This is a genomic window from Actinomadura madurae (assembly GCF_900115095.1).
GTDB lineage: Bacteria > Actinomycetota > Actinomycetes > Streptosporangiales > Streptosporangiaceae > Spirillospora > Spirillospora madurae.
In genome coordinates, this window is the sequence record NZ_FOVH01000004.1 from 83,851 (window position 1) to 104,116 (window position 20,266).

At 69.2% G+C, this 20,266-nt stretch carries 20 protein-coding genes; 15 read left to right on the forward strand and 5 right to left on the reverse strand.

What is annotated here, in order from left to right:
* Nucleotides 1-68 precede the first annotated feature (68 nt).
* The 3 genes from BM339_RS13185 (at nt 69) to BM339_RS13195 (ending at nt 4,086) form a co-directional block, all read left to right on the forward strand.
* Nucleotides 69-668: a TetR/AcrR family transcriptional regulator gene (locus BM339_RS13185; protein WP_021593214.1), complete on the forward strand. Its 600-nt coding sequence runs from the start codon at nt 69-71 to the stop codon at nt 666-668.
* A gap of 119 nt (nt 669-787) precedes the next feature.
* Complete coding sequence (locus BM339_RS13190) at nt 788-3,259, forward strand: alpha/beta fold hydrolase (RefSeq protein ID WP_075021327.1); 2,472 nt, start codon at nt 788-790, stop codon at nt 3,257-3,259.
* A complete protein-coding gene (locus BM339_RS13195; protein WP_021593212.1) occupies nt 3,256-4,086 on the forward strand; it encodes an ABC transporter permease in 831 nt (276 codons plus the stop codon). The genes BM339_RS13190 and BM339_RS13195 overlap by 4 nt, the downstream gene beginning before the upstream one ends.
* 266 nt (nt 4,087-4,352) lie before the next feature.
* On the opposite strand, the gene BM339_RS13200 is transcribed toward BM339_RS13195, so the two are convergent.
* The gene (locus tag BM339_RS13200; RefSeq protein WP_021593211.1) at nt 4,353-4,736 is read right to left on the reverse strand and encodes a thioesterase family protein; all 384 of its coding nucleotides are present in this window, start codon (nt 4,734-4,736) and stop codon (nt 4,353-4,355) included.
* A gap of 261 nt (nt 4,737-4,997) precedes the next feature.
* Between BM339_RS13200 and BM339_RS13205 the strand changes: the two genes are divergently transcribed.
* A complete protein-coding gene (locus tag BM339_RS13205; RefSeq protein WP_075021014.1) occupies nt 4,998-5,609 on the forward strand; it encodes a hypothetical protein in 612 nt (203 codons plus the stop codon).
* 16 nt (nt 5,610-5,625) lie between these two features.
* Here BM339_RS13205 and BM339_RS13210 read toward each other — a convergent pair whose 3' ends face one another.
* Together BM339_RS13210 and BM339_RS13215 are read right to left on the reverse strand one after the other, a co-directional pair.
* Entirely contained in the window at nt 5,626-5,820 is a 195-nt protein-coding gene (locus BM339_RS13210) for a DUF397 domain-containing protein (RefSeq protein WP_075021015.1), read from the reverse strand.
* A gap of 264 nt (nt 5,821-6,084) precedes the next feature.
* Nucleotides 6,085-6,936 carry a helix-turn-helix domain-containing protein gene (locus tag BM339_RS13215; RefSeq protein WP_075021016.1) on the reverse strand — a complete coding sequence of 284 codons (852 nt, stop codon included), beginning with the start codon at nt 6,934-6,936 and terminating at the stop codon, nt 6,085-6,087.
* A gap of 367 nt (nt 6,937-7,303) precedes the next feature.
* On the opposite strand from BM339_RS13215, the gene BM339_RS13220 reads away from it, so the two are divergent.
* A complete protein-coding gene (locus BM339_RS13220) occupies nt 7,304-7,765 on the forward strand; it encodes a peroxiredoxin (RefSeq protein ID WP_021593208.1) in 462 nt (153 codons plus the stop codon).
* 161 nt (nt 7,766-7,926) lie between these two features.
* On the opposite strand, the gene BM339_RS13225 is transcribed toward BM339_RS13220, so the two are convergent.
* Both BM339_RS13225 and BM339_RS13230 read right to left on the reverse strand, forming a co-directional pair.
* A complete protein-coding gene (locus BM339_RS13225) occupies nt 7,927-8,793 on the reverse strand; it encodes a mycofactocin-coupled SDR family oxidoreductase (protein WP_021593207.1) in 867 nt (288 codons plus the stop codon).
* Between the two features lie 153 nt (nt 8,794-8,946).
* Nucleotides 8,947-9,405, reverse strand: a complete 459-nt coding sequence (locus tag BM339_RS13230; RefSeq protein WP_075021017.1) for a hypothetical protein — start codon at nt 9,403-9,405, stop codon at nt 8,947-8,949.
* 336 nt (nt 9,406-9,741) lie between these two features.
* Here BM339_RS13230 and BM339_RS13235 point away from each other — a divergent pair, with 336 nt between their 5' ends.
* From BM339_RS13235 to BM339_RS13280, 10 genes are all read left to right on the forward strand, one after another.
* On the forward strand, nt 9,742-10,137 hold the full coding sequence (locus tag BM339_RS13235) for a hypothetical protein (protein WP_021593205.1): 396 nt from the start codon (nt 9,742-9,744) through the stop codon (nt 10,135-10,137).
* A gap of 236 nt (nt 10,138-10,373) precedes the next feature.
* The gene (rarD, locus tag BM339_RS13240) at nt 10,374-11,243 is read left to right on the forward strand and encodes an EamA family transporter RarD (protein WP_021593204.1); all 870 of its coding nucleotides are present in this window, start codon (nt 10,374-10,376) and stop codon (nt 11,241-11,243) included.
* 47 nt (nt 11,244-11,290) lie between these two features.
* The gene (locus BM339_RS13245) at nt 11,291-11,644 is read left to right on the forward strand and encodes a hypothetical protein (protein WP_021593203.1); all 354 of its coding nucleotides are present in this window, start codon (nt 11,291-11,293) and stop codon (nt 11,642-11,644) included.
* A gap of 345 nt (nt 11,645-11,989) precedes the next feature.
* Nucleotides 11,990-13,366, forward strand: a complete 1,377-nt coding sequence (locus BM339_RS13250) for a cytochrome P450 (RefSeq protein ID WP_081842725.1) — start codon at nt 11,990-11,992, stop codon at nt 13,364-13,366.
* A gap of 22 nt (nt 13,367-13,388) precedes the next feature.
* Nucleotides 13,389-14,333, forward strand: coding sequence for a terpene synthase family protein (locus tag BM339_RS13255; RefSeq protein WP_083597605.1), 945 nt, complete (start codon nt 13,389-13,391; stop codon nt 14,331-14,333).
* Nucleotides 14,330-16,033 carry a prenyltransferase/squalene oxidase repeat-containing protein gene (locus tag BM339_RS13260; RefSeq protein ID WP_256255332.1) on the forward strand — a complete coding sequence of 568 codons (1,704 nt, stop codon included), beginning with the start codon at nt 14,330-14,332 and terminating at the stop codon, nt 16,031-16,033. Before BM339_RS13255 ends, BM339_RS13260 begins: the two co-directional genes overlap by 4 nt.
* 249 nt (nt 16,034-16,282) lie before the next feature.
* Nucleotides 16,283-18,676, forward strand: coding sequence for a sensor histidine kinase (locus BM339_RS13265; protein WP_256255333.1), 2,394 nt, complete (start codon nt 16,283-16,285; stop codon nt 18,674-18,676).
* The gene (locus BM339_RS13270) at nt 18,676-19,098 is read left to right on the forward strand and encodes a roadblock/LC7 domain-containing protein (RefSeq protein ID WP_021593198.1); all 423 of its coding nucleotides are present in this window, start codon (nt 18,676-18,678) and stop codon (nt 19,096-19,098) included. Before BM339_RS13265 ends, BM339_RS13270 begins: the two co-directional genes overlap by 1 nt.
* Nucleotides 19,095-19,529, forward strand: a complete 435-nt coding sequence (locus BM339_RS13275) for a DUF742 domain-containing protein (protein ID WP_021593197.1) — start codon at nt 19,095-19,097, stop codon at nt 19,527-19,529. The genes BM339_RS13270 and BM339_RS13275 overlap by 4 nt, the downstream gene beginning before the upstream one ends.
* A complete protein-coding gene (locus BM339_RS13280) occupies nt 19,510-20,124 on the forward strand; it encodes a GTP-binding protein (RefSeq protein WP_024935754.1) in 615 nt (204 codons plus the stop codon). Before BM339_RS13275 ends, BM339_RS13280 begins: the two co-directional genes overlap by 20 nt.
* Nucleotides 20,125-20,266 lie beyond the last annotated feature (142 nt).

A 20,266-nucleotide genomic window follows, 5' to 3' on the forward strand; every position in this document is an offset into this window, starting at 1 on the left:
AGACGCTTGTTTACTTGCAACCCGGGGGATACTGGGCACGGACCGTCACCGAGAGCCGGGGTTTGGGGATGCAGGTCGAGCACAGCACGGTGGAACGGCGCCCGAAGCGCGACCGGGAGGCCACCCGGCGCCGCATCCTGGACGCGGCCCGCGACCTGTTCGGCGAGCACGGCTACGACGGCGTCACCGTCCGCATGATCGCCGCCCGTGCCGAGGCGAACATGGCGCTGGTCCACCGCTACTTCGGTTCCAAGGCGGCGCTGTTCGGCGAGGTGCTGGCCGGTGAGTCGGTGATCCGCGGCGTCATCGCCGGCGACCCCGCGGGGCTGCCGCGCCGCCTCGCCGAGCACTTCGTCCGGCAGCTCGAACGCGGCTCGGTCACCCCGATGTCCCGGATGCTGGACCGGTCGGCCGGCCAGCCCGAGGTCAAGGAGATCCTGCTCCAGTACCTGGAGGACGTGATCGTCCAGCCCATGGTCGCCCAGCTCGACGGGCCGGACGCCCGCGCGCGGGCGCTGCTCGCGTCCACGATCATCATGGGCGGCGGCCCCGTCCGGCGGCTCCTCGGCCTCGGCGACCTGCGCGCCGCCGACCCGGCCGACCTCACCGACCGCCTCACCGCCATGTTCACCGCCGCCCTCGCACCGCCCGCGGTGACCCCGGCGTGACCGGACGGGCCGTACATCGCGAGATGTAGCGGCACGGGGCGGCGTACGGCGGCGGGCGCAGCGGGGATCGACGTGAGGGCGGAGCGAGCGCCCGCGCGGCGCGCATAGGGTTGCTGACCATGAGGGTGGGGGGCGCGCTCCGGGCGCGGTGGGGCAGGACGGGACGTTCCACGCGCTGGGCCGCGGCCGGGGCCGCGATCGCGCTGGCGGGCGGCGGCGCGGCCTGGGGAGTGACCGCGGACGGGGCCGCCCGGGTCGAGACGTCCTCGCAGCGCATCGCCGTCGTCGACGGGCCGAAGGACGACCAGCGCGTCACCCTCGACACGACGTTCTACAAGCCCGTCGGGCGGGCGAAGGGCCCGGCGGTCCTGCTCGGGCACGGCTTCGGCGGCAGCAAGCAGGACGTGGCGGGCGAGGCGCGCGAACTCGCCCGTTCCGGATACGCGGTGCTGGCGTGGTCGGCGCGCGGGTTCGGCCGCTCGTCCGGGGAGATCGCGCTCAACTCCCCCGACTACGAGGTCAAGGACGTGCGGCAGCTGATCGACTGGCTGGCGCGGCGTCCCGAGGTCCGGCTGGACGGGCCCGGCGACCCACGCGTCGGGATGGCGGGCCAGTCGTACGGCGGGGCGATCGCGCTGATGACCGCCGCCTACGACCGGCGTGTCGACGCCATCGCGCCGCAGATCACGTGGAACAGCCTGCCGGACGCGCTGTTCCCGGACGCCGCCGCCGGGGCCGAGCCGCTGGACGGCGTGTTCAAGAAGCTGTGGGCGGGCCTGTTCTTCACCGGCAGCGCGGACCGGACGGCATGCGGGCGCTTTCTGCCGTCATTGTGCGACATGTACCAGGAGATCGCGGAGAAGGGCCGCCCGACCGAGTCGGCGATCGCGACGCTGCGCCGGTCGAGCCCGGCCTCTGTCGCCGACCGGATCAGGGTGCCGACGCTGCTCGTCCAGGGCCAGACCGACTCCCTGTTCCCGCTCGACCATTCCGATGCCAACGCGCGGGCCATCGCCGCGAACGGCGCGCCGGTGTCGGTGGTCTGGTTCCAGGGCGGGCACGACGGCGGCGACCCGGAGACCGAGCGGGTCGAAGGGCTCGTGCGCGACTTCTTCGACGCGCGGCTGATGCGCACCTCCGCCCCGGCGCTCGACGGATTCACGGTGACGCGGGCGGGCGGGCTCGACTCGTCCACCCAGGAGGTCGTGGTCGAGGAGGCGACGACCCGCCGGTATCCGGGCCTTTCCGGCGCTCCCGCCCGGCTCCCGCTGACCGGCGGCGAGCAGACGATCTTCAACCCGGCGGGCGGGTCGCCCACCTCGATCTCCGCGCTGCCCGGGCTGGGCGCGCTCGGGTCGCTGGGCTCGCTCGGCTCCCTCGGCGGGCAACTGCCGACGGACATGCCGGGGCAGACCGCCACGTTCGACACGCGCCCGCTCGACCATCCGCTGCGGCTGACGGGCGCGGCGACCGTCCGGCTGAAGATCGAGGGCGACGGGCCGCTGTTCGCGAAGCTCTACGACGTCGCGCCCGGCGGTGCCGCCTCGCCGGCGCGCCGGCTCGCGGCGCCGTTCCGGGTGTCCGGCGGGGACGAGGTCACGGTGACGCTCCCCGCGATGGACTACCGCTTCGACCGCGGGCACCGGCTCCGGCTCGTCATCGCCACCACCGACATGGGGTTCGCGACGCCCGCCAAGCCTTCGTCGTACAAGGTGACGGTGGTGTCGCCGCTGAGCGTCCCTTCCGTGCCGTCACTGAAGACCGCATCGGCGCCGCTCCCCGTCTGGGTGTGGGTCCTGCCGTTGGCAGGCCTCGCTCTGGCACTCGCCATCCTTCTCCCCGGACGACGCGCGCGCGGCACCGAAGCGGACAGCGACGTGCCCCTGGAGATAACCGGACTGACGAAGGCCTACAAGAACGGACACCTCGCCGTCTCGGACCTGTCGTTCCGAGTGGAGAAGGGCCAGGTACTAGGGCTGCTCGGTCCGAACGGTGCGGGGAAGACCACGACCCTGCGCATGCTCATGGGGCTCATCCACCCAGACTCCGGCTCGATCCGTATCTTCGGCCATCGCGTGTACCCGGGCGCACCCGTCCTCTCCCGGCTGGGCTCGTTCGTCGAGGGACCCGGCTTCCTGCCGCACCTCTCGGGGCGCGACAACCTGGACCTGTACTGGCGCGCCACAGGCCGTCCCCTGGACGAGGCCCATCTCGACGAAGCGCTGCGCATAGCCGGCCTGGGCTCCGCACTGGACCGGGCCGTCCGCACCTATTCGCAGGGGATGCGGCAGCGTCTCGCCATCGCGCAGGCCATGCTGGGCCTCCCGGACCTCCTCGTCCTGGACGAACCGACCAACGGCCTCGACCCGCCGCAGATCCGCGAGATGCGGGAGGTGCTCGTCCGGTACGCCGCCGCCGGGCGGACCGTCATCGTCTCCAGCCACCTGCTCGCCGAGGTCGAGCAGACCTGCACGCACGCCGTCGTCATGGCGGGCGGCCGCCGCGTCGCCGCCGGCCCGGTCGCCGAGATCACCGGCTCCGGCCGCCGCCTGGAGGACGCGTTCCTGGAGATCATCGGGGAAGGGTCATGACCGCCTACCACGTCCGGCGCACCCTGCCGCTGCGGGTCGAGGCCGTGCGCCAGTTCCGGCGCCGCCGCACTCTCGTCGCGTTCGCCATCCTGCTCGTTCTCCCGTGGGTGCTGGTCGCCGCGTTCAAGCTCGGCGGGGACCCGGGGCCGGACGGCGTCCCGAGCCTCGTCGACGTCGCCACGTCCAGCGCGATGAACTTCGCGCTGTTCGCCCTCTTCGTCTCGACCGGTTTCCTGCTGGTCGTCGCGGTCGCCCTGTTCTGCGGCGACACGGTGGCGAGCGAGGCGAACTGGTCGTCCCTCCGCTACCTGCTGGCCGCGCCGGTGCCGCGGGCCCGGCTGCTCCGCCAGAAGCTGGTCGTCGCGCTCTCCTACGCCGTCGTCGCGGTCGTCAGCCTCCCGCTGATGTCCCTGATCGCGGGGACGGCCGGCTTCGGCTGGGGCGACGTCGAGCTCCCGACCGGCGGCACCGTCCCGGTGAGCACCGCCCTCGGCCGCATGGCGATCATCATCGGCTACTCCCTGATCGCGCAGCTCGTCGTCGCCGCCCTCGCGTTCCTGCTCTCGGTCACGACCGACTCCCCCCTCGGCGCGGTCGGCGGCGCCGTCGGGCTCGTCATCGTCAGCAACATCCTCGACGCCGTCACCGCGCTCGGCTCCTGGCGCGACTTCCTGCCGACCCACTGGATGTACTCGTGGATGGACGCCCTCCAGCCCCAGATCCAGTGGACGGGCATGGCCAAGGGCACCGCCATCTCCGTCACCTACGCCCTCGTCCTGTTCGCCCTGGCCTTCCGGCGCTTCCGGACGCGCGACATCGTTTCCTGACTCCCCCTTCGTTCCGCGACCGTCCGGACACGGACAGCCTCCGAAAATTCGGTCGAACGGGCAGTGTCCGTCGCATAAGCTCAGCGAACCTCCTGGAGGCCGCCCGCGTCGTAGGAGGTAACCGCTCGACCACCGGGTTAAGTCAGGCCCGATGGGGGGAGATGATCACCATGGCACGGCAGCAGCTCATCAAGCGCCCCAGGCCCCCACGTCAACCGAGCCCGCCCGACCTCCGGACCCCCTCGGGGCGTCTCCTGCCGTACTGATCACCGCGCGATCCGCGCCAGAAACCGCTCCCTGTCCACGACGACCCGCTCGATCCGGCCCTTCCCCACCACGGTGCCCCGCTCGTCGACGGCCTCGAACCCGAACACGAGCCGCGTCCCGTCGACGTCCCGCAGCTCGGCCGTGACCGCCACCCGCGCACCCGTCGGGGTGGCCGCCCGATGCTCCAGCTCGACCCGCGTCCCCACCGAGGTCCGCCCCTCGCCCAGCCGGGACGCCACGGCCTTCACCGTGGCCGCCTCCGCCAGCGCCAGCAACCGCGGCGTTCCCAGCACTGCCACATCACCGCTCCCGAGCCGAACCGCGGTGTCCCCCTCCTCCACGACAACCTGCACCTGCCCCCGCAGCCCGACCACCAACTCCATGCCCCCATCCTCCTTCAGAGGAGAAGACCTCCCAAGCAGACGACACATGGCCGTTCGCAAGGTTACTTAAAGCCATCACTCGGCATACAGGTTGGAGTCAGCTCGTCAATCAGTGCAGGTCAGAAGCGCCATCCGCGTCTGATCTTTGGGTCGCAGAAGGCTAGCAGCAAAGTGCCATATTGCTAACCGACCTATGTTTTCCTGCACAAGGCGGGTTGCATCGGGCAGAATCAAGCCGACGGCAGGTACCGAGGACGGCAGATGCAGCTTCGATGGCGATGGTTCACGGGCGAAGGGCAGCTTGTGTACCGCCTGCTCCTCGCCGTGGACCTGGAGAGGTACAGCCGACTGGACGCCCACCAGCAACTCGCCGCGCAGACCGACCTTCGCGGACTGCTGGACGGCTGCGCGAAGCGGACGGGACTCCGCACGAACGCCTGGTACCGCCAGCCGGGCGGGGACGGCGAGCTCGTCGTCCTGCCCGCGGGCGTCAATGTCGCCCGCGTCGTGGGCGCCTTCGCGCACGACCTGGAGCGTGCGCTCACCGAACTCAACAGCCGGCGGGCGACCCGGCTGAGGCTGAGGCTGGCGTTCCACCACGGCACCATGATCGAAGGACCGCTCGGCCCGGCCGGCGACGCGCCCATCGTCGTCTCCCGCCTGCTGGACGCGGCACCGCTGCGCGCTTACCTGACCGAGCACCCGGACCGCGATCTCGCCCTGGTCGTGTCCGACTCCCTGTTCAAGGACGTCGTGGGGAGCGGCTTCTGCGCCGTGAACCCCGCGGACTTCATCCGTCTGGAAGTGGAGATCAAGGAAAAGCCGTACCGCGGCTACATCCACCACGCCGATCCGGTGCCGGTCACGAGATGATCTTCAGGCGCGGAACTCACCCATACCTTCTCCGAATCGAGCGCCGCAGGTGCAACCACTGTTCACCCGAAATCACCAGGACGGCGCCGCGGCGATCCTTGGAGTCGCGCACGAACACGGAAGCACCGTCAAAGGCGACCTCCACACAGTCTCCATTGCCGGTTCGACTGCTCTGCCTCCAGATCACCCGTGGTCGCTCCGCCCTGTCCACACTTAGCTCCTCCCGACCACACCAAGACGCGGCCGTCAGAATTCCGGAGGCACAACCCAGAGGGTCTTACTCGTAGACGTTAGATGCGGACGGCGACCTTTCCACGTGGACGGACGTCCTCAACCTCGGCCGTACCCTTCCGCACACGGTCTCAGCCGGACCGACATTCCTGTGACGCGCTCTGTCAAGGTGAGAGTGTAGGCGTTGACCACAGATCAGGCCATAGGCGAATCAAGCACCGGTCCCGCGTAGGCGTCAATCCGCTCAGAGCGATTCCGCGACCGTGTTGAGCAGGACCGCCGAGCCCTCGGGGCCCAGGGAGAGGCGGCGGAGAGCTTCGAACTTCTCCCTGTACCGGACGACTTCCTCGCGATAGTCGCGACCTATCAACTCCCCCTGGGCACCTTCCAGGTAGAGAACGTCATCATCTTCGGGCTCCGCGAATTCGATGAGTTTGAACGGACCCACCAACCCCGGATGCGCCCCACGGGCGAAGGGGACGATCTCAATCGTCACGTTGGGGCGCTTCGCCATCTCCAGCAGGTGCGACAACTGGGAGCGCATCACCGCATCACCGCCGACCGGCCGGCTGATCGCGGCCTCGTCGATGACGAAGAAGAATCTGGGGGGAGTGTCGCCCTCGAAGATCTCCTGCCTGCGGATGCGCACCTCGACCAGTTCATCGATCTGGTCGGCGGCGTCCTCCCCGCGAAGGCTCGACAAGATCTCCCTGGCATAGGCGCTGGTCTGCAGCAGACCAGGGATGATCAGGGGCTGAAACTCCCGGGAAACCCCGGCGGCCGACTCGAACCCGATCAGCTCCGCCAGCTGCGGACTGAGGACCCTGCGGTACGCACTCCACCACGCCGTTTCACGGGCCGCCCGCGCGAGCGTCAGGAACTCGTCGAATCGCTCCTGCGGTACTCCGTACTGCTGCAACATGACCCGGACGTCACTGACGGCCACCCTGACCGTTCCGCCCTCGATGCGGATAATCTTCGAGAGCGACCATTCCAAGCCTTTTGCCGCCTGCTCCTGGGTCAACCCGGCGGCCTCGCGCGCCCTGCGCAGATCGATCCGAAGGCGTCGCTGATGCACAGTCGGACTGTCCGGCATGCCCAACACCTTCCCCTTTGGCCAGAAGGCTGTCTGCCACATTTCAAAGAGCTTAGGGCGCAAAGACTAGTGCAACCATGGCCCTACGTGGCAGCTTCGGCCAGGTTTTTGCAGAGTCCAGCAACTACTCGCCCAGTGTTGCGTCGCCAGAGCCGCACGAAACACCACACGCGCCACATCCACGGAAGATGCCGCAATCCCCCTGCGGACCCCATCTCCAGCCAGACGACGACCGACGCACCGCGACCAACGGACGCGCTACGACCGGAGACCGCCGCTGATCCACGTCCTTGCACCCGCCGGTATGGCGGTGTTCCGTCCCCTTTAGGCTCGGTGCGTCGGCAACGTCCAGCACCATGGAGCTCTCATGACACCCCAGGTAGGAACCGAAGCCCCCGACTTCACCTTGAAGGACCAGAACAACCAGGAGGTCACGCTCTCCTCCTACCGCGGCAGCCGCAACGTGCTCCTCGTCTTCTACCCGTTCGCCTTCTCCGGGATTTGCACCGGGGAGCTGTGCGCCGTCCGCGACGACATCGGCAGCTTCCAGAACGAGAACGTCCAGGTCCTCGGCGTCTCCGTGGACCACGTGTTCGCCCTCAAGGCGTGGGCCAACCAGGAGGGCTACCAGTTCCCGCTGCTGTCCGACTTCTGGCCCCACGGTGAGGTCGCCAAGCTCTACGACGTCTTCAACACGGACCGCGGCATGTCCGTCCGCGGCACGTTCCTCGTCGACAAGTCCGGCATTCTCCGCTTCACCGAGGTGAACGCCCCCGGCGAGGCACGCGACCAGGACGCCTGGAAGAAGGCCGTCAGCGCCCTCGCGTAAACCACTCGAACGTCGAGAACAAGTCAGTCGAGCGGTCCTTGCAGGTCCGGAGAACACGAGGGGTCGCCAACGGGAGTCCTGGGCGAACCGCGGACGTCCGCGCCGGGGTTTTGCCCAGGCGGAAGTGTGCGCGGCGGCCGCTCTGGTCCGCCGCGCGGTGGTCAGCCGAAGTTGCCCTGGGGGAACTTGAGAAGGGCACCGGCGTCCACGCGGATCTGCTGGCCGGTGATGTACCGCGACTCGTCGGAAGCTAGGAACAGCACGAGATTCGAGATGTCGACCGGCTCCAGGTAGGGGATGGGCATGGCATGGAGGGTCGCGAATGCCGGCTCGGCATCTTCGCGGATCGGGTGTTCCAGGTCCGGGCGGTACAGCGCGTAGACACCATCGTTGTGCAGCATGCGGGTGTCGCAGTTGGTGGGGTGGATGGTGTTGACGCGTATGAACCGCGGCGCCAGGTGCAGAGCCATCTGCTCGGTGTAGCCGATGAGCGTCTTCTTGGCCCATGCGTAGCCTGCGATGCCGGGACCCGTCGCCGGGTTGTCGATGGTGCCGGGCAGCATCGCGGCGGTGGACCCGGTCACCACCACCGAGGAGTGGTCCGGCAGATGGGGCAGGGCCACCGCGACCGTGTTCATCACGCCGAGCAGGTCGACATCGGCGGCGTCGATGAAGTATTGAGGATCGTGGTCGCCCACGGCCATCGGCAGGATCCCGGCGTTCGCCACGACGATGTCCAGGCGGCCGAGTTCGGCCACGCCGTCCGCGACGGCCTGTCGCAGCTCGCCGCGTTCGCGCACGTCGGCCTTGCGGGAGACGATGCGTCGGCCGAACCGCTCGACCAGTTCAGTGGTCTCGGCGAGGTCCTCCGGGGTGGCGAGGGGGTAGGAGACGGACTCGATCTGCGCGCAGAGGTCGACGGCGAGGATGTCGGCGCCCTCCCGTGCGAGGCGGACCGCATGACTACGGCCCTGACCGCGGGCGGCGCCGGTGATGAAGGCGACTTTGCCCTCAAGACGTCCTGGCATCTCTGGTCTCCTTCTGTGCTGATGTAGGCGATGCTCCTCCAGGTACTGCTCGACGCACTCCTCGACCTGTCGTACCTGGATACGGCGGAGAGTCCACGCTGCTGTAGGGGCGCGAAGATCCCACTGGACGCGAATGCGCGCTGCGGTCTGTGGTCACCAGCCAGGTGGTAGCTCGGTGGGGCAGCGGGTCCACCACCAGCGAGTCTCTCGGCCCTCTGCGAGAGGCCTCCAGTACTGCGACAACTCCGCTCCGCCATCCTCCGATGTGACGGCTCGGTAGCGTGCGTCGAGTCGCTTCACGCAAGCTTCAACCTTGCCTTGCAGGCCATGCGGCATCGCATCGAGAAACTCGTCGATTCCGTCTCTAACGGTGAGGACGTTCAAGTACTCGTACACCATGTAGTAGTCCTGACGACGCCACCCCTCCTCCATGCGTGAGATCAGGACCTCCCAATAACGCAGGCAGTCGAGGACGCCGTAGGCCGGCTCGCTGGCCTTGAAGTCTCGGCCGGCGTTCTCCCGGACCAAGGCTTGCAGGTCGAGGAGTGCGATCGCCTGCCGCTCCTCGGGAGTGAGCCCACGGACCAGGCGGGCCGTCTCGTCGGCGCTCACGCGGCGGGGGCGGCGACCACAAGGCAGCTCAGGCCCGTGCCGTCCAGGCCGCAGTAGCCGGTCGAGGGCCGTGTGAAGGTACTGCTGATGGTAAGTCTCATTCGGATAGGGCCCAGGCAGGAAGGTCGGAGTGGACGAAGGCGGTTTGGGTCGTGGGGCCCTCGCCTCTATCGAGGGCGACGAACGTGTCCGAGGACCGCCGCCAAGTATCGGCCAAGCCCGCGACCTCCGGGACCGACTCGAAACCTTCGAGCGGGAGAGTGCCGACCGCTCGCTGGCCTCAATGAGCCATTCGCTGGGACACTCCACAACACGTCCGAACGATCGGGAGTGAGCATGGTCTGGGCCATCGTCGAACGGTTCACCGGCGTGGTCTTCCTGATCCTCGTCCTGCCGGACTACCTCAAGGAACGCCACCTGACCCGCAACGGAGTGCGCACCCGTGCCGAGGTCGGCAGGAAATACGAGCGGGTCTCCTTCTGGCGGCGCGGGATCGTACGAAAGTACGACCTGACCTTCACCGCCGCCGACGGCACCCGCATCACGACCCGCTACGAACCCAGCCGCGTCCTGGAGGGAGGCTGGGAGCCCATCGTCTACGACCCCAAGCACCCCAAGGACCTCCTCCTGGCCTCCGACCTCCCCCCGAAGCCCACCTACGTCTACGTCGGCGTTGCCTGCACGGTCTTCTTCGCGATCTTCCCCCCGTCCCTGCTCTCGACTCTGGGCTGATCGCATGAGTGGCGCATACGCACCAGCCCGCGCCAAACGACGAAGGTTCCAGGACCTGCTGGTAGGTGGCTCGGGAGGCTTCGGCGGCCTTTCGCTGGACGTCGATGCGGGGTGAAGACGGCCGAGCGGTGCTGGGTGCCCACGTCGTTGCCCTGGCGCATGCCCGGCCACGACATGAGCGTGTCTCGGTTGGTTGATTACAGGCTGATAGGTTGCGGGTCGTGGTCAAACGGGGCATGGCGTTCGGGGGCGCGGCCTATGTGATGTGGGGGCTGTTCCCGCTGTACTGGCCGCTGCTCAAGCCGGCGGGGGCGGTCGAGATCCTCGCGCACCGGATCATGTGGTCGCTCGTGGCGGTGGCCGCGGTGCTCGCCGTGCGACGCAGCTGGCGGTGGGTGCGCGCGCTGGGGCTCCGGCAGTGGGTGCTGCTGGGGCTGGCGGCGGCGGTGATCAGCGTCAACTGGGGGACGTACATCTACGCCGTCAACAGCGGGCAGACGGTCGAGGCGGCGCTGGGGTACTTCATCAACCCGCTGATCAGCGTGGTGTTCGGTGTGATGGTCTTCCAGGAGCGGCTGCGGCCGTGGCAGTGGACGGCCGTCGGCCTGGGGACGGCGGCGGTGGTCGTGCTGACCGTCGACTACGGGCGGCCTCCCTGGATCGCGCTGATGCTGGCCTTCGCGTTCGGCACGTACGGGCTGCTCAAGAAGTTCGCCAACATGCCGTCGGCGGAGAGCCTGGCGGTCGAGACGGCCGTGCTGTTCGTGCCCGCGCTGGTCTTCCTGCTCTTCCTGGAGGGACGTGGGGGCGCCGCCTTCGGGCATCACGGTGTGGGGCACGCGGTGCTGCTGGTCGGGGCGGGGGTCGTGACGGCCGTCCCGCTGATGCTGTTCAACGCGTCGGCGATCCGGCTGCCGATGACCGTCATCGGGATGCTGCAGTACCTGGCGCCCGTGCTGCAGTTCGTCATCGGGGTGTTCATCCAGCACGAGGAGATGCCCGCCAGCCGGTGGGCGGGGTTCCTCTTGGTTTGGTTCGCCCTGGTAACGCTGACCTGGGACGGATTGAGGGCGGGACGCCGGGAAGCGGTGCCCGAAGCCGCATAGAGGAGCTAGAGTGCCGGTCGTCAAACACCGGATTCGAGGAGCCCCCGTTGCGTCTGGTCAGTGTCACCGTGTTGGGAACAGCGCTCATCGCGGCGGGCATGCTGGCACCGGCGACGGGTGAGGCGACCGATCAGGACGGAGTCGCGGTGAAGCCCGGCATGGCGCGGCCCGGGGAGCAGGTACGCCTCTCGGTGCCCGGGTGCGCGGGCGACGTGGCCGCGCGGTCCGAGGCGTTCGCCGGACGGACCGTGAACGGCATCGCCATCGTTCGGCGGGACGCGGCGCCCAGCACATACCCGGTCGAGGCCCGCTGTGGTGCGCGGAGAGTGACCGGCGAGGTCCAGGTGGCGGGACGGGTCGCGTGGCCGGACCTCCTCCCGCCCCGCCCAGACGACCGGTAACCGAGATAAGGCGGGCCCCTTTTCCTTTCGGCGTCCGCTACTTAACGTACTTATTTACTCACAGTACGTTTTTCTGGGTTGTGACCTGGGCGGACGATGTCAGAGCCGCCCAAGAAATGAGACAACCCGGCCGGCAAGTGATGAACGCCACCCGGAATGGGCTGATATTTCTTCCCTTCGTCCCCTTGATCGCGTTAATTGATCATGTGATACTTCCAGCAAAACATACATAGCGCCCAAGAATCTCAGACGTGGACAGAGATCGCTAATCGCCCAGCCAGGACCTCAGCGCAGCGGCCACGGCAGGCGGTCCGATGATGTCGAGCTCGTGGGGGGCCGTCGGAAGTGTCCATTGATGTTGGCGCCGTCCCCTTGCGACGGGCCAAGAACTTTCCTCTGTACCGGACCGCCTTGGGATTCATCAAAGATCCGCTGCAGCAGCTCGAACGCATGGGCGAGGAGGCCGACGGCCGGCTGATGCGGATCGGCCTCGGGGCTTCCCGCCCGTTCCTGGCGACCGACCCCGAGGACGTGGAACAGGTACTCCGGCACCAGTCGGACCGTTTCGACCGCAGCGGGGTCTACTGGCGTCCCATCCGCGACCTGATGACCGACAGCATCCTGGACGAGGGCCCGGGATGGGACGCGAGCAAGCGGACCCTGCAGCCGGTCTTCTCCCTCCACAACACCAAGAGGCTCACCGCGCTGATGGCGGACGCGATCAACGGCGCGGTCGACGATCTGGAGGAGAACGCCCGGGGCGGCACCCCGGTCGACATGCTCCAGGAGATGTACCTGATCATCAACAAGACCGTGGTCAAGGTGCTCTTCGGCGACAAGATCACGCGCGCCGAGGCGGACGTGATGATCCCGCCTCTGCAGCAGATCGTCATCAGGATCGCGTACCGGTTCCTGTTCCCGTTCATGCCGCGGGCCGTGCCCATGCCCGGTGACCAGGCGTTCCGCAACGCCGTCAAGGCGATGGACGACTGCCTGTTCGCGCTGGTCGAGCGCTACCGCGACGACCCCGGCGAGGGCAACGACATCTTCACCGCGCTGTGCCGTGCCAGCAAGCGGGAGGGCGGCCCGGTGGACGACCGGTGGATCCGCAGCAATCTGCTCGCCACGTTCGGTGCGAGCAATGAGACCACCACCGTGGCACTGACGTGGCTGTGGCCGCTACTGAACGGGCATCCGGAGGTCAGCGAGAAGCTGCATGACGAAGCCCTGCGAGTGGTGGGCACCGAGCGCGTCCGCGCCGAGCACCTGCCGCAACTCCAGTACACCAAGCAGGTCGTCCAGGAGCTGCTGCGCATCTTCCCGGTGGGCTGGCTGTTCTCCAGGGTGGCCACCGAGGACACCGTGCTGAGCGGGGTGCGGATCCGCAAGGGCGACACCGTGCTGGTCAGCCCCTTCGTCACCCAGCGGATGAAGTCGATATGGGGCGAGGACGCCCGCAGCTTCAACCCCGACCGGTTCGAGCCCGAGCGTGCGAGGCGGTACCACCGCTACGCCTACTTCCCCTTCGGCGGCGGCCCGCACCAGTGCGTGGGCCGGCACATCGTCCAGGCCGAGGCGCAGCTGATCCTCGCCTCCATCTTCAGCCGGTTCCGCCCGCGGCCGGTGGAAGGGGCGGAGATGCCCAAGCCGCAGGTGGGCCTGACGCTGCGGCCCGACAAGCCGATCATGATGACGCTGGATCCCCTCCAGCGGTCCGCCTGAGAACGGCTTCGAGGGCAGAGCGATGCCGAATTCCGATACCCCGAGCAACGGCGTCCCCCAGTCGAGCGCGGAGCGGGCCGCCGGCGATCCGATGCGCGCGGCCCAGGGCCACGGCGCCGTCCTGGCGCAGGCGGTGCGGGCCGCCCGCGACCTCGCGGCGTGCGCGGAGGCCTATCCCGACGTCTTCGCCGTCAAGCCCATCGACGGAACCCTGTTCACCGCCGTCGCGTGCGCCAACGCGTTCGGCTCCCCGGAGCTCAGCGCCGCGCGGCTGCGGATCGCCAACCGCACGTCGTTGTGGATCTTCGGCCTGGACTGGCTGGTCGACCACGTGGCGACGACCCGGGAGGAGATCGACGACCTCAACCGGCGCTGCCTCGCCGTGGCCGACGGCGGCGACCCGGCGGCCGGTGACGGGCTCGCCCGGTTCCTGGCCGACATCCGCGACGAGGTCGCCGCCTCCCCCGCCTTCGCCGGGTTGCGCGACGACTGGCGGGGCCAGCTGGTACGGCTGCTGGAGGCGGGGGCGCGAGAGGTGGAGTGGAAGGCGTCGGCCTCGTCCGGTGACCGGAGCGCGCTGCCGTCCTTCGAGGACTACCTCGACAACGCCGACAACTACGGATCGGCCTGGGTCAACATCTCGCACTGGATCGTCAACGGCGACGCGGCCACCCTGGCGAACGCCGACCGGCTCCAGGTCATCAGCCGCGAGGTGCAGAAGATCCTCCGGCTGCTGAACGACCTGGCCACCCTGGAACGGGACAAGGCCTGGAACGATCTCAACGCGCAGTTGCTCGGCGCCGACGCCGACACGCTGACCGCGCGCATCGAGGAGATCGTCCGGCGCTGCAACACGCTGCTCGAACCGCTGCGCGGCGAGTGCCCGGCGGCCGTGGACTACCTGGAACGCCAGATCGGCTACAGCACCGGGTTCTACGGCACCAGCGACTACTGGGGATCGCTGTGACACTGGACGCGACCCCGGACTGCGCGGGCCTCGTCGACATCATCGTGTCGGCGCAGAAGATCGTCGACGACCTGACCGAGCGGCCCTGGGGGTCGTCCTCGCCGTCGGTGTACGAGACCGGCAGGCTGGTGTCCCTGGCACCCTGGCTGACCGGCCACGGAGAGCGGCTGCGGTTCCTGCTGGCAGAGCAGCGGCCGGACGGCGGCTGGGGCCTGCCGGACGACGGGTACGCGCTGGTTCCGACCCTCAGCGCGACCGAGGCCCTGCTCTCCGCCCTCGGCGCCGACCCCTTCCGCATGGGGCCGACGGGAATACCGGTCGCCGACGTGGCGCGTGCCGCCGCGCGGGGGCTGGGGCTGCTGTCGAGGTGGCTCGCCCCGGGGCGCGTCCTCGACCTGCCGGACATGCCCGCCATCGAGCACATCGTTCCCCACCTGCTCGAACGGATCAACGCCCGGCTGGACGAGCGGGCGATGCGCCGGATCCCCGGGCTGGGCCCCTGGACGGCCCCTGACCACCGCCTGCGCGCGCCCGGCGGGATGGCCGGCGAACTGCTTCCCGTCGTCCGGGAGCTACTGGAGCGGGGTGACCCGATCCCCGCCAAGCTCCTGCACGCACTGGAGATCGCGGGCGAGTCCGCCCACGGAACCGGCTCCGTCGTTCCCGGGCCTTCGGGGACGGTCGGCGCTTCCCCCGCGGCCACGGCCGCCTGGCTCGGTCATGAGCCCGACCCGCACGACGACGCCCGGGCGCGGGCTCGCCGGTATCTGGAGGCCGGCGTCGCTCAGTACAAAGGGCCGGTGCCCGTGGCCACACCTATCACCGAGTTCGAGCGGGGATGGGTGCTGAGCTGGCTGGCACGGGCCGGGGTGCCGGTGAAGGCGCCGCCGCGACTGACGGCCGAACTGCGTGCCGCTCTGGGGTCGGCCGGCACCGGAGGAGGCGAAGGCCTGCCTCCCGATGCCGACACCACCTCTGGTGTGCTTTATGCCCTTTCGCTCCTCGGCAGTCCCTGTGCGCCCGACCTTCTCTCGCAGTACGAGATGGACACGCATTTCTGTACCTGGCAGGGCGAGAACGGCCGATCCGTCACGACCAACGCCCACGTACTGGAGGCGTTCGGACACTTCCTGGAGACCACCGGCGGCGGCACCGCGGCGCACCGCTATTCCGCCCCGATGTTCAAGATCACTTCCTGGCTGTGCGAGCGGCAGGAGGCCGACGGTTCCTGGCGGGACCGTTGGCACGCGTCCCCCTATTACGCCACGTGCTGCGCCGTGCTGGCCCTTGAGCGGTACGGCTCCGGGGCCGGGCGCGCGGGTTCCGTGGACCGCGCGGTCCGCTGGGTGCTCGGCTCCCAGCGGACGGACGGGGGGTGGGGGCGCTGGGACGGCACCATCGAGGAGACGGCGTACGCCGTGCACATCCTCCTGCTCGCCGGATCGGTCCGGGAGCCGCTCCGGGATGACTGCCTGCGCGCGGCCTCCCGCGGCGGCGCCTTCATCCGCTCGGCCCTGACGGTGGGGAGTACGGCGGATGCGGCGGACGCCCCTCAAACAATCGGACAAATGCTATCAAATTCCAATAATCCACCACTGTGGCACGATAAGGATACATACCTCCCGGCCACCATCGTGAGCGCCGTCACCTTCGCCGCACTGGCACTGCTCCAGGAATACCGCCGGGGATCTCTCGTGTGATTCACCCCACTCCACCTCCGTGAAGGCGTTTGGGATCTTCCCAAATCAAACGATTCACCTTGAGCGCCTATGAGGTCGTTGGTATGGTGCTGCGAGCAACAGAACCGGCCGACATCGGCATTCCCTGCATACCCCACCATCGCGTGCCCAGCATTCGGACATTTTTCGCCAATTGCAGGGTGCCTTGACATATTGTTGGGTTAAACAATGCGCTTCCGCAACTCGCGACTGCGGACCAAGATTGCGGCGATGCTGCTGTCTCTCACCGCTCTGTGGGCCTTCGCGGCATGGGTGACCGCACGGGAGGGCATCAACCTCCTCTGGGTGAGCACGCTGAACACGGTCGTGACCGCGTCCAACCCGATGCTGGTCGAACTCCAGAACGAACGCCGCCTCACCGTGGTCTATCTCGCCGCTCCCAACCAGCACGGACGCGAGGCCATGGTGACCCAGCGGGGCAAGACCGACAAGACCGTGGCGACCATGATCGACCGCACCGAGAGAGGCTCGGTTCGGCGCGCCGCCGACGACGGGCTCGAGAACCGCATGGCGGAGGCGGTCGACCTCCTGCGCAAGCTCGGCGACTACCGCCGGGCCGTGGACTCGAACGCGATGGGCCGCAATCAGGCGTTCCAGAACTACACGGCCATCAACGAGGCCGTGTACCGCATGTACGACGCCATGGCCACCCTGGACGACGACGACTTCGCCGACGTCGTGCGCGCCGCCATCGCGGTCGCCCGCAGCGGCGAGCTGCTCACCCGCGAGGACGCGCTGGTCGCCGGCATGCTCCAGGGCGGCCGGCTCAGCTCGGACGACCTGCAGGCCGTCAACCAGTCCATCGCCGTCCGGCGCTACACCTTCGACCAGGCGATGGTCGGGCTGCGCGACACCGAGAACCGCCAGTACCAGGAGATGACCACCAGCCCCCAGCTGGCGGCGGTCAAGGCCCTGGAGGACCGGCTGCTCCAGACCCGGCCGGGCCAGCGCCCGCGGGTCACCGCCGCGCAGTGGCGGCAGACCACCCAGGCCGGGCTGGCCGACATGAACAAGAGCATCGACGAGGCCGGTGAGCGCACCATCGACCGGGCCACGCCGCTCGGCATCTGGGTCATCGTCCGGCTGCTGCTCGCCGGTGGTCTCGGCCTGCTCGCGGTCATCGCGTCCATCATCGTGTCGATCACCACGGCGCGTGCCCTCGTCCGTCAGCTGGAACGGCTGCGCGCCGCCGCCTGGGAGCTGGCCGAGCAGCGACTGCCCAGCGTCGTCGACCGCCTCGGGCACGGCGAGAAGGTCGACGTCGCCCTGGAGGCGCCGCCGCTGCAGTTCGGCACCGACGAGATCGGGCAGGTGGGACGGGCGTTCAACGCCGTCCAGGAGACCGCGATCCGCACCGCCGTCGAGCAGGCCGAGCTGCGCCGCGGCATCCGCGACGTCCTGCTGAGCCTGGCCCGCCGCACGCAGGCGCTGGTGCACCGGCAGCTGAACATGCTCGACACCATGGAGCGCAAGCGCGACATCGACCCGAAGGACCTGGAAGAGCTGTTCCGGCTCGACCACCTCGCCACCCGCATGCGGCGCAACGCCGAGAACCTCATCGTGCTCTCCGGCTCGATCCCCGCGCGCGGCTGGCGGCAGTCGGTGCCGATGGTGGACGTCGTCCGCGCGGCGGTCGGCGAGGTCGAGGACTACACCCGCGTCACCGTCCTGCCGTTCGGCCCGGTCGAACTGGCCGGACGCGCCGTCGGTGACATCACCCACCTGCTCGCCGAGCTGATCGAGAACGCCGTGACGTTCTCCCCGCCCGACACCGCCGTCCACATCGGCGGGCACCTCGTCGCCAACGGCTTCGCCATCGACATCGAGGACCGCGGGCTCGGCATGACCGACGAGAAGCTCGCCGAGATCAACGAGCGGATCGTCGATCCCCCCGAGTTCAACCTGCGCAGCTCCGTCCAGCTCGGCCTGTTCGTCGTCGCGAAGCTGGCCGAACGCTACGGCGTGCGCGTCTCCCTGAAGCGCTCGGCCTACGGCGGTACCACGGCGGTCGTCGTCATCCCGCAGGAGCTGGTCGTCGAGAGCGGCACCGAGAAGGCCCCCACGACCACCGCGAACGGCCTGACCGTCCGGCAGCCCGCGTCGGTCTCCTCCGCTGCCGGCGACCAGTCCGGGGAGACGCAGGCGGGGACGCGCGGCGTGGTGACCCTGACCAGGGAGCAGCCCGCGCCGCCCGCCCTCGTCGCCGTGCCGCCGCCCGCCACGGGCCCCGACGGGGCCGAGAGCTCCGCGGACGTCCCGGAGCCGGCCGAGCCGGAACCGGCGGGCGAACCCGCGCCACCGGACGCCTCCGAGGCGGGGGCCGCCGCGGAACCCGAGATCAGTCACCCGGAGGACCAGCCAGCCGTGCCCGAAAGCTCCACCACCCCGTCCGGTCTGCCCGTCCGGGTTCCGCAGGCGAACCTCGCGGCGCCGCTGCAGGCCGGGGAGACCCCGGCCGCCGAGCAGGACGAGCATGACGACCCCGGCCGCTCGCCCGAGGAGATTCAGCGAATCATGGGGTCCTACCAGCGCGGCACCCGCCTTGCGAGGACGGCGGTCGAAGCCCGCACCAATGACGCAGTGGAAGGCGAGGACGAGCAGTGATGCAGAAAGCGGGTTCGGCGTCCGATCTGGGCTGGCTGCTGGACGATCTGGTCCATCGCGTGCCGCACGCCCACGATGCGGTCGTGCTGTCGGCGGACGGCCTCCTCATGGCCTCCTCGGAGGGGATGAAGCAGGACGACGGCGAGCACCTGGCCGCCGTGGCCGCCGGCATCCAGAGCCTGGCCAAGGGCGCCGGGACGCGGTTCGGCGGCGGACCCGTCCGGCAGACGATCATCGAGATGCAGTCGCAGTTCATGCTGGTGACGGTGGCCGGCAAGGGCGCCTGCCTCGCGGTGCTGGCCGACGAGGACGCCGACGTCGGCCTCATCGCCTACGAGATGGCGATGCTCGTCACGAGCATGGGCGAGCACCTCACCTCGCCGTCGCGCTCGGAGACCGCCGCGGAGGGCCGCCCCACATGATGCCCCCCGAAGATCCCAAATCCGAGCTCTGGCCGGAGGACCCGGAGCGCCCGCCGGAACCCGAAGTACAGGAACGCTGGCTCGACGACCAGGCCGGGCCGATGGTCCGCCCCTACGTGATGACGAGCGGGCGGATCGAGCCGACCCGCGGCAAGTTCGACCTGATCACCCTCGTGGTCGCGGTCGGCGCGGAACCGGAGACCACCGTCGGTCTCGGCCCCGAGCACCTGGCGATCATCAGGCTCTGCCAGAACGTCATGTCGGTCGCCGAGCTCACCGGCCACCTGGACCTTCCCGTGGCGACCGTCCGGGTGATGCTCGGCGACCTGCTCGACAAGGGATTCGTCTCCATGCAGGAACCCGAACCGGAGGCGGACATGCACGACATCAGGCTCTACAAGGCGGTGATCGATGGTCTCCGGGCCCTCTAGGCGCGACGTGCGCGCGCGCCGGCTCCCCACCGCGGTCAAGATCGTGATCGCGGGCGGCTTCGGGGTCGGCAAGACCACCATGGTGGGCACGGTTTCGGAGACCCAGCCGCTGCGCACGGAGGAGGTCCTCACCGACGAGAGCGTCGGCGTCGACGACATCTCCGGGGTGGAGCGCAAGAACACCACCACCGTCGCCATGGACTTCGGCCGCATCACCATGCGGGACGAGTACGTCCTCTACCTGTTCGGCACCCCCGGCCAGGAGCGCTTCTGGTTCATGTGGGACGAGGTCTCCCTCGGCGCGCTGGGCGCGGTCGTCCTCGCCGACACCCGCCGCCTCTCCGACTGCTTCCCGTCGGTCGACTACTTCGAGCGCCGCGGCACCCCGTTCATCGTCGCGGTGAACTGCTTCGACGGGGCCAAGCAGTACGACCTCACGGAGATCCAGATGGCCCTCAACCTGGGCCCCAAGGTCCCCGTCATGCTCTGCGACGCCCGCCGCATCGACTCTTGCAAGCAGGTCCTCATCGACCTCGTCCTGCACGCCATGAAGTCCCGCGGCGTAACCGAAGAACCAGAACCCCAGAACGCCTGACCGAACAAGCGGGGCCGGTTGCGCGTCGACTGACGTCGACGCGCAACCGGCCCCGCGCAGTCACAAGGCCCGCGCAGTCACAAGGCCCGCGCAGTCACAAGGCCCGCGCAGTCACAAGGCCCGCGCAGTCACAAGGCCCGCG

Coding starts and splice junctions, on each gene's coding strand:
- BM339_RS13185 (WP_021593214.1), top strand. CDS start 69: ATGCAGGTCGAGCACAGCACGGTGGAACGGCGCCCGAAGCGCGACCGG.
- BM339_RS13190 (WP_075021327.1), top strand. CDS start 788: ATGAGGGTGGGGGGCGCGCTCCGGGCGCGGTGGGGCAGGACGGGACGT.
- BM339_RS13195 (WP_021593212.1), top strand. CDS start 3,256: ATGACCGCCTACCACGTCCGGCGCACCCTGCCGCTGCGGGTCGAGGCC.
- BM339_RS13200 (WP_021593211.1), bottom strand. CDS start 4,736: ATGGAGTTGGTGGTCGGGCTGCGGGGGCAGGTGCAGGTTGTCGTGGAG.
- BM339_RS13205 (WP_075021014.1), top strand. CDS start 4,998: ATGCAGCTTCGATGGCGATGGTTCACGGGCGAAGGGCAGCTTGTGTAC.
- BM339_RS13215 (WP_075021016.1), bottom strand. CDS start 6,936: ATGCCGGACAGTCCGACTGTGCATCAGCGACGCCTTCGGATCGATCTG.
- BM339_RS13220 (WP_021593208.1), top strand. CDS start 7,304: ATGACACCCCAGGTAGGAACCGAAGCCCCCGACTTCACCTTGAAGGAC.
- BM339_RS13225 (WP_021593207.1), bottom strand. CDS start 8,793: ATGCCAGGACGTCTTGAGGGCAAAGTCGCCTTCATCACCGGCGCCGCC.
- BM339_RS13235 (WP_021593205.1), top strand. CDS start 9,742: ATGGTCTGGGCCATCGTCGAACGGTTCACCGGCGTGGTCTTCCTGATC.
- rarD (WP_021593204.1), top strand. CDS start 10,374: ATGGCGTTCGGGGGCGCGGCCTATGTGATGTGGGGGCTGTTCCCGCTG.
- BM339_RS13255 (WP_083597605.1), top strand. CDS start 13,389: ATGCCGAATTCCGATACCCCGAGCAACGGCGTCCCCCAGTCGAGCGCG.
- BM339_RS13265 (WP_256255333.1), top strand. CDS start 16,283: ATGCTGCTGTCTCTCACCGCTCTGTGGGCCTTCGCGGCATGGGTGACC.
- BM339_RS13270 (WP_021593198.1), top strand. CDS start 18,676: ATGCAGAAAGCGGGTTCGGCGTCCGATCTGGGCTGGCTGCTGGACGAT.
- BM339_RS13275 (WP_021593197.1), top strand. CDS start 19,095: ATGATGCCCCCCGAAGATCCCAAATCCGAGCTCTGGCCGGAGGACCCG.
- BM339_RS13280 (WP_024935754.1), top strand. CDS start 19,510: ATGGTCTCCGGGCCCTCTAGGCGCGACGTGCGCGCGCGCCGGCTCCCC.